The sequence below is a fragment of the Sphaerisporangium sp. NPDC049002 genome (genome assembly GCF_040649355.1).
Classification (GTDB): domain Bacteria; phylum Actinomycetota; class Actinomycetes; order Streptosporangiales; family Streptosporangiaceae; genus Sphaerisporangium.
Genome location: NZ_JBEZFH010000194.1, coordinates 1 through 14,595 on the forward strand (window position 1 = coordinate 1; position 14,595 = coordinate 14,595).

The following is a 14,595-nucleotide window of genomic DNA, read 5'->3' on the forward strand; positions in this document are numbered from 1 at the left end:
CAATGACATGGATATGGCGATTTCTGCCATCAGGGCGCGCGCGGTCGCGAGTAATGATCAAAGTGAGGGGGATTTCCGGGCAGCGGTCCCGGGGCAACTTCGTCCGGATCCCGGTCGTGACGAGCAGGCGCAGCGAGGCTGAGATCGTCCGCTTCCGCACCGTGGAGCTGCTGCGCCGGCACCGCATCGAGCTGGAGCTGCCGCCCACGCTGCTCGACATCCTGCTACAGAGCTTCGCCGACCTGCGCGCCGCCGCCGCGTCGGCCACCAGCGACGACGAGAAGCTCGAGTCCGCGCTGTCGACGGCCGAGCAGATCGGCGTGCTGGAGGACGCCATCCTGCACAGCAACTTCTTCGGCGACCGCACCCTTCGGGCCGAGACGCTCGCGGGCTCGCTGGTCGGCTCGCTGGCCCGGCGCACCCCCGAGGACCTGGCCATCCTGAACAAGTACTGGCACGGCGTCGTCGAACCCCGCAGCAAGAACGACGGCGGCCTGTGGCCGGAGTTCCTCGAGGGCGGCCGCCAGGCCATCGCCACGCTGTCATGAGCGCTGGCATGGGCCCCTTCGGCGCGCTTCGCGGGCAGCTGGTCGACGCCGCCACCGCGTTCGCCGGCGCTCCCGACGCCCTGGCGGGCATCCTGGCAGGCCTGGTGGACGACGTCGACCGCGCGCTGCGCGAGGAGCTTGAGATCTTCCCGGTGTGCCACCACTCACCGGCCTCGGCGCTGGCCATGGTGCGCCGCCTGCGGGAGAAGCAACCCAAGGTCGTCTACCTGGAGCTCTGTGAGGACCTGCGGCCGCTGCTGACCGAACTGCGCAACTGCCGCCTCCCCGTGGCGTTGCAGGCGTTCGCGACCGACCTCGACGGCTTCCCGCCGGCCTGGGGTCCACTCAGCGTGGTGGCCCCCATCACCGAGGCGTCGGCCGAGTACCAGGCCATCTCCTACGCGCTCGAAACGCCCGGCGTCGAGCTGGTGCTGGTGGACCGCTCGTCGGACCACGTCTTCCAGTGGGCGCCCAAGGAGGAGCCGGAGGCGGCGGGGCACGGGGACGACGCCGCGCTGCACGGCGACGCCGTGGGCATCGAGATCGGCGACCTGCGCCCCCGCTTCGCCGAGCTCGAGGAGCACCTGATGCGCCACGGCAAGGTGAGGCACTGGTCTGAGTGGTGGGACCAGTACGTGGAGCAGCCCCTGGCCGGCGCGGACTACGACACCTACCGGCAGGTCATGGTGCTCGTCGGCAGCCTGTTCCGGCGGCTTGGCCCCGGCGGCGACCGGCTGGCCAGGGACGAGGACCGCGAGCGCTACATGTGGACCCGGATGCGCGAGCACCTGGCCGCGTCGGGCGCCGATCCGGCGCAGTGCCTGTACGTGTGCGGCGCGTTCCACGCCGCAAGCCGGGTCGAGCAGTTCGGCCTTTCCGCCGAGGCGCCGGACTTCGACATCAGCCCGCGCACGGCCACGCGCTGGCTGTACGGGCTCGTCCCCTCCAGCCACTCGGCCATCGAGGCCCAGTTCGGGCTGGCCTCCGGCTCGGTGTCGATCGCCGCGGCGACCTGGGCCAAGGCCGCGGCGCGCGGCGGCCACACCCCCTTCCAGCTCGCGGGCCAGAAGGGCGCCCGCAAGCGGTCGGCGCGCGCCCGGCAAGCGGTGCCCGTCCCCCGGGCCCCGGTCACCGATCAGCTTTCCGGCTTCCTGTCGAGGCCGCCCGCCCTGGACGACCTCGACGAGACCGAGCTGCTCGGCTGGTGTGTCGACATCGTCAGGCTGGCCCGCCGCAACGGGTATCTGGCCGGCACGGCGGACACCATCGCCGTGTTCGAGACCTCGATCCTGCTCGCGGGGCTGCGCAACAGGGCGAGGCCCACGCCGTACGACTTCCAGGACGCGGCCGTCACGTGCATCGAGAAGGACGTGGTGCCCGGCCGCCGCGACGTGCGCCGCCTGTGCGAGATCCTCCTCGGCGGCGACCGGGTCGGCGAGGTCGGCTACGACGCCCTGCCGCCGCTGGCCCGCGACGTGTTCGACCGGCTGAAGCCGCTGGGGCTCGACCTGGAGAAGCGCACGATCCAGCGGGCGCTGCTGGACCTCGGCGCGGACCCCGGGCTGGTGGCCTGCTCCGACCTTCTGTGGATGCTGCGCTACCTGCTGCCGCGGGAGGCGGTCCGGCCCATCATGGGCGAGCGCAGGCTGGGCGAGCGGTCGATCCAGGAGAGCTGGGACCTGTCGTTCGGCCGCTACCAGCGCTCCATCATCGAGCTCGGCTACGAGGGCGTCACCATCGAGCAGGTGCTGGAGCGGCGGCTCCGCCGTACCGTGTGGCAGCCGGACGCCACGGCGGCCGTCGCCCTCGCGGCGGTCGAGGACGCCGTGCTCTACCTCGGCGGCGGACGGTTGGCCGACCAGCTCGGGGCGCGGGCCGTCGAGCTGCTGGCGGCCGAGCGCACCGTGGACGACGCGCCGGAGGTGCTGCGCCGGATCCGGCGGCTGCTCGCCCACTACCGCGCCACCGAGCCGGCACTTCCCACCTGGTGCGAGGCGTTCGTCAGCGGCGGGTACGCGCACTACTGCACCCTGCTGCCGACCGCCTTCGTGGACGAGGACACCGGCATCCGGCAGGTGGGCGCCATGCTCGGCTTCCTGTTCGGCATGGAGAGCCTCGCGCTAACGCTGGGATGCGACCGCGCGCAGCTGCAGCTCGCCGTGAGGCAGTCCCATCCCGAGGCGCCCGCCAAGGTGGCGCTGCTGTGGGCCGCCCAGTGCCGGCTCGGCCTGCTGCCGCCGGCCGAGTTGCGGTCGCGGTGCGACGAGCTGCTGGCCAACCCCCTCGTGCTCCCGTCGTTCCCCCTGTACATCACGGGATTCGTGCAGGCCATGGAGCCCGCGCCTGCGCTCTCGGGCTTCGTGGTGGAGGTGATCTCCAAGGCCTTCGGGCGGCTGCCCGACGCCGTCCTGCTGCCGTGGCTGCCCAGGCTGATCACGATGCTCCGCGACCAGGCGGGCGAGCTGATGCCGATGCTCGTACGCGAGGCGGGCCGCACGTTCCCGGGCAGCCTGGCCTCGGTGGACGCGTGGGTGCCTCCATGGAGCGCGGAGGGGACGCGGCCGGCGACCGAAACCGCGCCGCGTCCGGCCCCGGTGTCCGCGGGGCCGGTGTCCGAGCTGCTGGTGGGGCATCCCACGGCGTGCGACGCGGTGGCGGAGCTCCTCGGGTGCGACGCGGGGTGGCGGGATCCCGTGGCCTGCGCGTCCGATCACCGGGAGGTGAGCGCGCTGCTGGCCGGGCACCCCGAGCCCGCCCTCGCCGTGGCGGGCCTGCTCGCCTGATCCGGCCTGAGTCCACGCCGGGGGTCCGGCAGCACGGCCACCGGCCCATGTCAGCCGTCGTAGCGGTCTTCGAAGCGGGTGAAGGCCGCCTCCTGGTTCCATTCGGCCCTCGCCTTGGGGCTGGCCTTCAGCAGAGCCTTGCACGCGGCCGGAGGCGTGGCGCCACCGAGCGGCGTTCCAGCGCACTCCGGCACGGGAACGTAGTCGTCGGGCGCACGCCAGAGGCCTCGGCCCTGGAGGAAGCCGTGGTCGAGCGCGGCTCTGGCCATGGTCTTCACATCGGCGTAGCGCAGCCCGTAGGACGTGATCGCCCGCTCGTACTCCCCGCTCAGGTCGGTGTGCTCGATGCCCGCGTCGTCGGTGACGAGCGTGACCGGCACTCCCGCCTTGCGGTAGGCCGCGAACGGATGCCGGTCGCCGCATACCTTGAGGATCTGGCAGTTGCTGGTGAGGGCGATCTCGACGAGCACGTGCTTGCCCGCCATCTCGGCCAGCAGGCCGGCCGACCCGTCCTCGCCGGCGATGTCGACACCGTGCCCGATGCGCTCGGCCTTGCCCGTGCGTACGGCCTCGCCGATGTGGAACCGCAGGTCCCCGGCCGGAGCGATGCCGGGGGCGAGCTCGCCCGCGTGCAGGGAGATGTGGGCCTTGGAGTAGAGGCCCCGCAGGTAGCCGAGCATGCGCATGTGCAACCGGTAGTCGCGCAGCGCGACCTTGTCGTCCTCCGGTGCGACCAGGTTCAGACCGGCGTAGCGCTCGTCGGCCTCGGCCAGCTCGAACGCGAGCAGCATCTGGGCGAAGACGACCTCGGGAGCGCTCGTGCGGGTGACCTGGAGGACGAAACGCACCGGCAACTCACAGCCCGGGTCTGCGCCGTTCTTGCCACAGCCGAGGGTGGCTCGCATCTCCTTCAGGTCCGCGTCCGCGTCCGCGCGCGCCGCCTTGACGATCGCGGCCATCGCGCCGCCGGCCAGCAGCCGGTCGCGCAGCCGCGCCGGATCCGGGTCGTACCCGACCTTCTTGGCGAGTTCCCCGATCGCCCCCGACTGGCGGGACAGCATGGCCTCCACGGCGAACTCGTTCTCGGCCGCCGCCCGGGATGCGACGACGGCGAGCATCTCGCCCTTGTGGGCGGCCGCGGCGCCGAACTTGCCGAACGTCGCGAAGAAGTGGTCGTGGCCCGACTCGGCGCCCGGAGTGAAGCCCTGCATCGACCACGCCCGCACGACGTCGTCGCCGAAGGAGCCGTCCGTGGCCGCGTCACGGGCCGGTCGCTGCCCGGCGTGGCACGGCGGAGCCGAGGCGACGAAGGACGTGGTGTCGACGCACAGTCCGTCGCGCATGGCCGAGCCGAGAAGGCCCCTGGTCGGCACGCTGCCCGACAGATGCGCGTGGATGTCGGCGCCCTTCGGCAAATCCAGGGTGAACTCGCGGAGCCTGCCCGGCTCGTCGCGGATCCCGTCCAGGTACGCCTCGACCCTCGCGGCCGCGTCCCCGGCGGCCATCCCTCGCGCGGGTGCCGCCGCCATTCCTGTGGTGATCGTGACCGTGGCCACGATCGTGGCCAAGAGTCTGCTTCGTCGGCTCTGAATCATGCGCGCCAGCCAAGCAGGATGATCGTCGACGGTCCCGCGACCTGGTCACTCCTTTCCCTTGGGCCAGCCCCGATTTGGAGCGGGCACCGGATGGCGGCCACCTGCCCTCACGTACGTGACCGTCCGCCTCACGAAGATCCGGTGAGGCCCCGACCAGGCTCGATCACCGTGTGCGCGGGGTGGCGCGGAGTGCTCGCGTCTCGTCGAAACGCTTCCCCAGGTCCTCGGACGTCCCGGCTCTCAGGCGATCTTTGGTGTGGCGCGCACGCCGAGGTGGATGTACGGGGAGCCGTCGGCGAGCTCGTAGAAGACGGCCGACAGCCACTGCGGCTCGCCCTCCGGGCGGCCGGCGAAGGTGGTGTCGTCCACCGGGACGAGGTCGAAGGCCAGATCCGGCTGAAGCCCGGCCAGCGCGCCGGTGGCCTCGGCGAACAGCGCGAGCCTGCCGTCGCGGACCGTGAGCGTCATCCGGGTGCCCGCCCGCTCGTACACGCCGGCGTAACGCTCGACGTCGGTCTCGAACGGCTCCGCCGGGGGGCCGAGGACGGGGGGCACGGCCAGGCCGAGCAGGTCGTCGAAGAGCTCGGTGGCCAGAGCCTGCTGGAACGCCGCGGTGTGCCCGCCGTTGGCCAGCAGGCAGACCACCGTCTCGCTGCCGGGGACCATCCAGAGCATGGCGGCCTGGCCGATGGTGTTGCCGCCGTGGGAGACGATCAGCCGGCCCTCCCACTCGTTCAGGATCCAGCCGATGCCCCACTGCTTCCCGATCGTTTGGGGGTTGGGGACGTCCACCTGCGGCTCCCACATCGCCCGGGGGTCCGTGAGCAGCCCGGTGCCCAGGTGCGCGCGGGCGAACGCCACGACGTCGGCGGGCCTGGCGCAGATCAAACCGGCCGGGCCACCGGAGCGCATCAGGCCCCAGACGGGGGCGGGCCGGCCGTCCATGTGGCCCATGGCGGAACGGAAGCGCAGGACGTCCTCCGGCAGGGTCCAGGTGTGGGTGAGGCCGAGCGGCTCGATGATCTGCTCGCGCAGCGCGGCGTCCCACACCTTGCCGGTGAGGCGCTCGACGACGCGCCCGGCGATGACGAACCCGGAGTTGCAGTACGACTGGGTGACGCCGAGGGGGTGGTTCTGCGGCAGGTCGGCGCACGCCCGCACGTACTTCTCCACGCAGTCGTCGCCCCGGCCGGTGTCGAGGAACAGGTCTCCGTCGATGCCTGAGGTGTGCGTGAGCAGGTGCCTGATCGTGACGGTCTTGGTCACCTCCGGGTCGGCGACGGCGAACTCCGGCAGGACCTCGGCGACCGGGGTGTCGAGCGTCAGCTCGCCCCGTTCGACGAGGAGCATGATCTGCGTGGCGGTCCACACCTTGGTGATCGAGCCGATCTGGAAGAGGGAGTCGGTGGTCACCTCCACCCCGGTGTCCACGTTCAGCACTCCCGCGGCGAATTCGTGCACCTCCCCCTCGTGCAGGAAGGCCAGGCTCGCGCCGGGCACCTCGTACTCGGCGATCAGCCCTTCGAGACGGGCGTGCCAACGACGGGGTTCCACTGCTTCAGCCACTCGGCGATCCTTTCGTTGCAGTCCACCCGATGGGACGGGCGGCCGTTGAGGATGAACAGGGAGCTCGGGTACCTCGCCCGGACACATGTGAGCGTGTGGGGCCGGCGAAACGGATACCAGATCTCCACGCGGGCCGAACGCGGCGGGTTGGCCGGGCCGGGCTTCCCGAGTTCGGCCGGCGTGATCGGTGCCGCGCCGACCGGAGGTGGCGCTCACCTCCTGGTTCGCATAAATATCAACATCGGCGGCGTCCGGCCATTATGATCATTCTGGTCGGGGATGTCACGATATTTGGCCTTGTCAACCGTTAACGACCAGCGAAGCACATCCTCCAGAGGGAAACGCATGCGAGACGGGTTGAGGCGTCCCCACGACCGGCGACACGGCACTCGCCCCACCGGCGAGCTTCACCGGCAGCGGCCGGAGCCCTTTCCGCACGGCCCTGATCTCCCGCCCACCCCTCGCATGCGGCACGTGACTGTGAAGGGAATCCATGAAGAGGCGGTTATTCACTGCTGCGCTCGCCGGACTCGCGCTGACGACCTCGCTCGCGCGACCGGCCCTCGCTGACCCCACTCCCCGTGAGCCGGCGGCCGCGGGGGCCGCGACCTCAGGCTGGCGCCCCTCGGCGCCGATCCAGTGGGCGGAGTGCGGCACCACGTACAAGGGCGAGTGCGCCACCCTCAAGGTGCCGATCGACTGGACGAAGCCGAGCGGGCCGACCCTTGACCTGGCGATCGGCCGGCTCAAGGCGCTGGACCCGGCCAAGCGCATCGGCGTGCTGGTCATCCACCCGGGCGGCCCCGGTGGCTCGGGGATCAGCCCGTTCATCGTCAACCGCGCCATCCCGGACAGCGACCCGATCCGGCGGTACTTCGACCTCGTCAGCCTCGACCCGCGCGGCGTCGGCCGCAGCACCCAGGCGGTGTGCAGCGAGGACCTGGTCCGCCGTACGCCTTTCACCTATCCCGCCGGCGAGGCGGAGTACCGGGCCTTCCTGCGGTTCAACGCGGACCTGTCGAAGGACTGCCGTAAGCAGACCGGCCCGCTGTTCGACCACGTGGACACCACCAGCGCGGCCCGCGACGTCGACGCGATCCGGGTGGCACTCGGGGAACGCCAGATCAGCTTCTTCGCGATCTCCTACGGCACGCAGGTCGGCCAGCAGTACGCCGAACTGTTCCCGCGCAACATCCGCGCGATGGCGATCGACTCCAACATGGACCACAGCATCACCTCCGCGTGGCAGTACCTGAAGACCACGACGGAGGACTTCGAGGGCAGCTTCCTCGAATTCGGCGAGTGGTGCGGCGCGACCACGGCCTGCGCGCTGCACGACCAGAAGGTCGTCGAGGTGTGGGACGGGCTGCACGCCAAGGCGGAGGCCGGCGACCTGAGGGACCCCGCCGACGGCCACCCGATCTCCGCCGAGGAACTGCGGGTGGGACTGTTCGGCTCCATGTACGGCCCGAGCGGCTGGTTCGAGACCGCCGGCTGGCTGAAGGCCCTCGCCGAAGGCACTCCCCCGGCGCTCAAGGCCACCGCCAAGGCGGAAGTGGTCAACAACCCCTACCCCGCCATCTGGTGCTCCGACTGGAAGTGGGACGTCAAGAGCTTCTCCCAGCTCGAACAGTACCGGCGGCGGCTCGAAACGGTCGCCCCGCACACGAAGCTCTCGCCGTTCTGGTCCGACGTGGTGGGATGTCTCAACTGGCAGGGCCCGGTGTCCAACCCGCAGCACCGGCTCAGGATCAGCGGCAACCCGCCCATCCTGGTGGCCACGGCCCGCTACGACGTCGGCACCCCGGCGGCCTGGAACCACGCGGCCGCCCAGCAGATCCCGCGGTCGGTCCTGTTGGAGTACGAGGGCGTCGGGCATGGCCAGTTCCGCAACAGCGTCTGCGCCCACGACACGATCGAGAAGTACCTGATCGAGCTCAAGATGCCGCGACCCGGCACCCGCTGCGCCCCCGAGTACCCGGCGCAGCCGTTCGCCGGGACGAACTCGGCGAGGAACTGGCCGCTCACCCGGACCGGCCGGCCCGTCCACGCCCCCTGACCTCCCTTCCCCGCGACATCCCCGGCAGCGCCCGCGTCCCGCGGGCGCTGCCGCCGTTTCTCCTGCCCCCCTGTCCTGTTTTGGGCCTTGTACGGCATTGAAGTCGGGGCTACGATCGCGACAACTCTTAGGAAACTTTCCTATAAGAAGGCGTTCCAAGGGCACCCCCCGCCCGCCGTCGATGCCCGGTGACCCCTCGCACCCGGGCGACAGAAGGGTTGTCACCCCCCATGAAGCGAACATCCCGGAAGCGAACGCCCCGCCTCCTGGCGCTGGCAGTCTCGTTGCTGCTGGCGGTCATAGGCGTCCTCGTCACGCAGACGTCGGCCCAGGCCGCCAACCTCCTCGCCAATCCGGGCCTGGAGACCGGATCCCTCTCGCCCTGGTCCTGCACCGGTGGGCTGGGTTCGGTGGTCGGCTCCCCGGTCCGCTCCGGGACGAAGGCGCTCGCCGGCGCGGCCAGTGCCTCCGACAACGCCCAGTGCATCCAGTCGGTGACCGTCAAGCCGAGCACCGCCTACACCCTGACCGCCTGGGTGCGCGGCAGCTACGTCTACCTCGGCGTCAACGGCGGCGGTTCCACCTGGACCTCGTCGGCGACGTACACGCAGCTCTCGGTCGCCTTCACCACCGCGGCCGGCCAGACCACCGCCGTGGTCTACCTGCACGGGTGGTACGGGCAGGGCACCTACTACGCCGACGACATCAGCTTCGACGGGCCCGGCGTCCCCCCGTCGAGCACGCCCACGCCCACGCCCACCTCGACGCCCACGCCCACTACGACGCCCACCACGACACCCACCCCGACGCCTACGCCGACCCAGACGGGTGGCACGTGCGCGGTGAAGTCGAGGCCGGCGGGCAAGGTCCTCCAGGGGTACTGGGAGAACTGGGACGGCGCGTCGAACGGTGTGCACCCGCCGCTCGGCTGGATTCCGATCACCGACTCCCGCATCAAGGCCCACGGCTACAACGTGATCAACGCGGCGTTCCCCGTCATCCGCTCCGACGGAACCGTCCTGTGGGAAGACGGCATGGACGCAACCGTCAAGGTCGCCACCCCGGCCGAGATGTGCCAGGCCAAGGCCGCCGGCCTGACGATCCTGATGTCCATCGGCGGAGCGACCGCCGGCATCGACCTCAGCTCCAGCGCCGTCGCCGACCGCTTCGTGGCCACCATCGTGCCGATCCTCAAGCGCTACAACTTCGACGGCATCGACATCGACATCGAGACCGGCCTCAGCGGCAGCGGCAACATCAACCAGCTCTCCACCTCGCAGGCCAATCTCATCCGCATCATCGACGGCGTGCTCGCCCAGATGCCGTCCAACTTCGGCCTGACCATGGCGCCCGAGACGGCGTACGTCACCGGGGGCAGCGTCACCTACGGCTCGATCTGGGGATCGTACCTGCCGATCATCAAGAAGTACGCCGACAACGGCCGCCTCTGGTGGCTGAACATGCAGTACTACAACGGAAGCATGTACGGCTGCTCCGGCGACTCCTATTCCGCCGGCACGGTTCAGGGGTTCACCGCCCAGACCACCTGCCTGAACAACGGCCTGGTCATCCAGGGCACGACGATCAAGGTCCCCTATGACAAGCAGGTCCCCGGCCTGCCCGCCCAGAGCGGAGCCGGAGGCGGCTACATGGCGCCCTCTCTGGTGTCCCAGAGCTGGAACAGCTTCAGCGGCGGCCTCAAGGGTCTGATGACCTGGTCCATCAACTGGGACGGATCGAAGAGCTGGACCTTCGGCGACAACGTCAAGGCGCTACAGGGCCGCTAGCCCGCGGCCGGAGTCGGCGGCCGCTCCCGGATGTTCGGGGGCGGCCGCCCCAGGTCGGCCACGGGTCACCCGCTCAGGTCACCCGCAGGTCGGCCTCGCGGGTCAGGCGCTCGGGTCAGGCGCTCGGGTCAGGCGCTCGGGTCAGGCGCTCGGGTCAGGCGCTCGGGTCAGGCGCGGGCGGGCGTCCCCGTGGTAGAGCCGCGCACGACCAGCTCGGTGGCGAGCTCGACGTGGTGGGAGTCGACCCGTTCCCCCGCGGCCAGGCGCAGCGCCGTGCGCACCGCGACGCCGCCCATCTCCCGCAGCGGCTGGCGCACCGTGGTCAGCGGTGGGGAGGCCGTCTGGGCGAGCTGGGTGTCGTCGAAGCCCACGATGCTGAGGTCCTCGGGCACGCGTAGCCCCCGCGCCCTGGTGGCCTCCAGCACGCCGAGGGCGATCTCGTCGCAGCCCGCGAAGATGGCCGTGGGCGCCTCGGGCAGGTCGAGCAGGGCCGCGCCGCCCGCCACGCCGTCCTGGTAGAGGAAGCGCCCCGTCCGTACGTGACCTGGGGGAATCGGAGCGCCCGCGGCCTCCATGGCGGCGCGGTAGCCGTGCAACCGGGCCTGGTTGCAGGCGGCGGTGGCCGGGCCGCCGAGGTAGGCGATGCGCCGGTGCCCGAGCGCGAGCAGGTGCTGCGTGGCGGCCAGGCCTCCGGCGAAGTTCGTCGAGCCGACGCTGGTGACCTGGGTCTGCGGCAGGTTAAGCGGGTCGATCACGACCAGTGGCAGCCGCGCGCGGGACAGGGCGGCGAGCTGCCCGGCGGTCAGCTCGCCGGTGACGGCGATCAGTGCGCGCCGCCCGGCCGCGACCAGGTCGCGCGCCCACACCCCGGTGCGGCCGGCGTTCGTCCGGATGCTCACCACGATCGCCACGTCGAGCTCGGCCCCGGCCCGCACCGCGCCCTGGACGATCTCGGTCGAGTACGCGTTGAGATCCGCGTCGAACTCCACCTCTATCGTGCCGGCCGCCGCCGCCTCGCCCCGGCGCTGCGGCGGCGCGACGTAGTCGTGCTGCTCCAGCAACGACTGCACGAGGGAGCGGGTCGACGGGGCGACGTCGCTGCGGCCGTTGAGCACCTTCGACACCGTGGCGACCGACACGCCCGCCGAGGCCGCGACCGTGGCCAGCGTGGCCCGTCTACGACTGGCCGGCATTCGTCCCTCCCTGTCGCGTGGCGCCCGAGTCCGGCGCCGGTTCCACGTCCACGGGCGTGACGAGCCGCCGGCCCCGGCCGACGTGCCGCAGCGGGCCGGTCAGCCGTACGTGGCCCCGGCACGGCAGGTCCGAGGCCGACGTGCCCGCGAACACCTCCAGGTCCCCGGGCTCGACGACGCGCCGCAGGTCGCGCCCGGTGAAGGCGGTACGGTCGGCGGGCACGGTGAAGGTCGCCCGCGCGCTCGCGCCGGGCTCCAGCCGGACCCTGGCGAACCCGGCGAGCTGCCGTACCGGCCGGGTGACCTGGGCGAGCACGTCGTGCAGGTAGAGCTGGACGACCTCCTCGCCCGCCCGGCCCCCGGTGTTGCGCACCAGCACGGACACGGTGAACTCACCGTCGGTGGGCACCTCGGCGTCGCTGACGCGCAGATCGCCGATCTCGAAGGTGGTGTACGAGGCGCCGTACCCGAACGGGAACAGCGGGGTGGGGTCGAGGTTGCTGATGCCGTGGCTGTTGGAGCCCAGCGGCGGCTGCAGGTAGGTGCCCGGCTGCCCGCCCGGGCCGCGCGGGATCTGCACCGGCAGCTTCCCGCTGGGCTGCACCCGGCCGGACAGGACGCCGGCGATGGCCGCCCCGCCCTCCTCGCCGGGCATGAACGCCTGGACGAGCGCGGCGGCCCCGCCGGCCACCTCACCCAGCGCGTACGGGCGGCCGGACACGACGACCACCACGACCGGCGTGCCGGTGGCGGCCAGCTCGACCAGCAGGTCCTCCTGCGCCCCGGGCAGCCGCAGGTCCTCGGCGTCGCAACCCTCGCCCGAGGTCCCCTGCCCGAACAGCCCGGCCAGGTCGCCGACGACGGCCACGCACAGGTCGGACTCACGGGCCGCCCGGAGCGCGGCGGCGAAGCCGGACCGGTCCTGGTCCCGCACGTCGCAGCCTCGCTCGTAGATCAGCTCGGTGCCCGGCAGCTCGGCCCGCAGCGCGTCGAGCAGGCTGGGCGCGTCCACGCCGAGCCCGAGGCCCGGATGACGGGGCAGCACGTGGTTGGGGAAGGCGTAGCAGCCCATGAAGGTGCGCGGGTCGTCGGCGCAGGGCCCCACCACGGCCACCCGGCGTGGCTCCGTACGCCCCTCGCCGAGCAGCGGCAGCGCGGTGCCCGCGTCGAGCAGCACGATCGACCGCTCGGCCAGCTCCCTGGCCAGGGCGCGGTTGGCCGGCGAGTCCAGGTCCACGGCCTCCGCCCCTGCCACCGACTTCTCCGGCGTCCAGCCGGGGTCCAGCAGCCCGAGCTGCACCTTCTGCGTGAGCAGGCGGCGGGCGGCCCGGTCGACCAGGGACTCGGGCAGCTCGCCCCGCCGCACCCGCTCGGCCAGCTGCTGGCCGAAGCCGAGCGTGTCGGGCAGCTCGACGTCGATGCCCGCGGTGAGCGCCTGCGCCCCGGCCTCGTCGGTGTCCGCGGCGACCTGGTGCGTCGTCGCGAGGAACGGGACGGCCCAGTAGTCCGACACGACCGTCCCTGTGAATCCCCACTCGTCGCGCAGCAGGTCGGTCAGCAGCCACGAGTCGGCGGCGGCGGGAACGCCGTCGACGTCGGAGTAGGAGTTCATGACAGAACGCGCGCCGCCCTCGACGATGGCGGTCTCGAACGTCGGAAGGATCATGTCCAGCAGCTCGCGCCGGCCCATCGGCACCGGGCCGTGGTTGCGGGCCCCCCGGGAGGCGGAGTATCCGGCGAAGTGCTTGAGCGTGGCGATGATCCCGGCGCTCTCCAGGCCGCGCACGTAGGCGGCGCCGAGCATCGCGACGAGGTACGGATCTTCGCCCATGGTCTCCTCGACCCGGCCCCAGCGGTAGTCGCGCACCACGTCCAGCACCGGCGAAAGGCCCTGGTGGACGCCCACGGCGCGCATGTCCCGCCCGATGGCGGCGGCCATCCGCTCCACCAGGTCCGGGTCGAACGTCGCGCCCCAGGCGATGGCCGCCGGGTAGACGGTCGCCCCGTAGCTGGTGAAACCGGTGAGGCACTCCTCGTGGACCAGTGCCGGGATGCCGAGCCGGGAGCTCCTCACCACCTCGCGCTGCAGCCGGACCACCTCCGCGGCGCCCTCCGCCGCGGTCACCGGAGCGCTCCCGAACACCCGCGTCAGGTGGCCGAGCCCGTGGCGGATCGCCTTCTCGAAGGGCACCGTCCCCGAGGCCGCGAAGACGTCCTGCATCGGGGCCACGTTCAGCGGGCCCGCGGCGTCCTCGTCGGGCTCCACGCCCTGGTCGGTCTGCATGTCGTTGCCGATCCACCGGCTGCCGAGCTGGCCGACCTTCTCCTCCAGGGTCAGGTTCTCAAGGAGGGCGCCTACCCGGTCGGCCACGGGGAGTGCCGGGTCCTGCCACGGCCGGAGGATCTGGTCCGCTGCGGAGGTCCCATCTAGCGCCGTCATCTGCTCTCCTCAAGAAAGACCTGTTCCCGCGATCGCCCCGAAACGTTTCGACGCCTGTGGCGGCTCTGCTCTTCGGCGGGAGATCACCAGGTAAACGCCCGTGCGAAAGTACTTTACACACGCCAAATCCGGAGCCGGCGAGGGCGTGAGACCACCCTTGACAGGCAAGTGGAGGAAATCTAAATTGGCGTGCCACGCGGCCTGTTTCGAAAATGTTTCGACAAGCTGAGCTCAAGGAGGAGCGGACGCGTGGCACCGGAGGTGCTGTATTGACGACCGCCGGCCACCGCATCTGACGTTTCACATGGAGCCGCGCCCCAGCCCCCGGTATTTCTACGTACGGAGATCAGCGTGGACTCCAGGACACCTTCTCGCCGCACCTTCCTCAGTCTCTCCATGAGCATTCCCCTGGGTGCCGCGTTAGCGGCCTGCGGCACCTCCGGCCCGGCCAAGCCGGGCGGAACGACCGGCAGCGGTGGCGGCGGGGGCGGCGGGGGCAACGCCACCTACTGGTACCTGTCGGTGCAGCCGCAGGAGGGCGTGCGCACCAGGGCGGGCCCGCCGCGCTGATGCTGTGCCGCCCGCTCGCGCGCACCCTCGAAGCGGGCCGGGAGCACGGCGCCC

Annotated in this window: 9 protein-coding genes; 5 read left to right on the forward strand and 4 right to left on the reverse strand. The window is 71.7% G+C overall.

The features are described 5' to 3' along the window. Positions 1 to 62: 62 nt before the first annotated feature. Entirely contained in the window at positions 63 to 548 is a 486-nt protein-coding gene (locus AB0B89_RS28735; protein ID WP_358559067.1) for a hypothetical protein, read from the forward strand. Continuing rightward, a complete protein-coding gene (locus tag AB0B89_RS28740; protein ID WP_358559069.1) occupies positions 545 to 3,331 on the forward strand; it encodes a DUF5682 family protein in 2,787 nt (928 codons plus the stop codon). Before AB0B89_RS28735 ends, AB0B89_RS28740 begins: the two co-directional genes overlap by 4 nt. 50 nt (positions 3,332 to 3,381) lie before the next feature. Here the strand turns inward: AB0B89_RS28740 and AB0B89_RS28745 are convergent, their stop codons facing one another. After that, positions 3,382 to 4,899, reverse strand: a complete 1,518-nt coding sequence (locus AB0B89_RS28745; RefSeq protein ID WP_358559071.1) for a hypothetical protein — start codon at positions 4,897 to 4,899, stop codon at positions 3,382 to 3,384. Between the two features lie 267 nt (positions 4,900 to 5,166). Further along, the gene (locus AB0B89_RS28750; protein ID WP_358559072.1) at positions 5,167 to 6,492 is read right to left on the reverse strand and encodes a serine hydrolase; all 1,326 of its coding nucleotides are present in this window, start codon (positions 6,490 to 6,492) and stop codon (positions 5,167 to 5,169) included. Between the two features lie 493 nt (positions 6,493 to 6,985). On the opposite strand from AB0B89_RS28750, the gene AB0B89_RS28755 reads away from it, so the two are divergent. Then, positions 6,986 to 8,551: an alpha/beta fold hydrolase gene (locus tag AB0B89_RS28755; protein WP_358559073.1), complete on the forward strand. Its 1,566-nt coding sequence runs from the start codon at positions 6,986 to 6,988 to the stop codon at positions 8,549 to 8,551. 230 nt (positions 8,552 to 8,781) lie between these two features. Continuing rightward, on the forward strand, positions 8,782 to 10,338 hold the full coding sequence (locus tag AB0B89_RS28760; RefSeq protein ID WP_358559074.1) for a glycosyl hydrolase family 18 protein: 1,557 nt from the start codon (positions 8,782 to 8,784) through the stop codon (positions 10,336 to 10,338). Between the two features lie 167 nt (positions 10,339 to 10,505). Here AB0B89_RS28760 and AB0B89_RS28765 read toward each other — a convergent pair whose 3' ends face one another. Both AB0B89_RS28765 and AB0B89_RS28770 read right to left on the reverse strand, forming a co-directional pair. Then, a complete protein-coding gene (locus AB0B89_RS28765; RefSeq protein WP_358559075.1) occupies positions 10,506 to 11,531 on the reverse strand; it encodes a LacI family DNA-binding transcriptional regulator in 1,026 nt (341 codons plus the stop codon). Next, positions 11,515 to 13,971: a glycoside hydrolase family 3 N-terminal domain-containing protein gene (locus AB0B89_RS28770; protein ID WP_358559077.1), complete on the reverse strand. Its 2,457-nt coding sequence runs from the start codon at positions 13,969 to 13,971 to the stop codon at positions 11,515 to 11,517. Before AB0B89_RS28770 ends, AB0B89_RS28765 begins: the two co-directional genes overlap by 17 nt. A 396-nt stretch (positions 13,972 to 14,367) precedes the next feature. Here AB0B89_RS28770 and AB0B89_RS28775 point away from each other — a divergent pair, with 396 nt between their 5' ends. Next, positions 14,368 to 14,541: a hypothetical protein gene (locus AB0B89_RS28775; protein ID WP_358559079.1), complete on the forward strand. Its 174-nt coding sequence runs from the start codon at positions 14,368 to 14,370 to the stop codon at positions 14,539 to 14,541. The last annotated feature ends 54 nt before the right edge of the window (positions 14,542 to 14,595 follow it).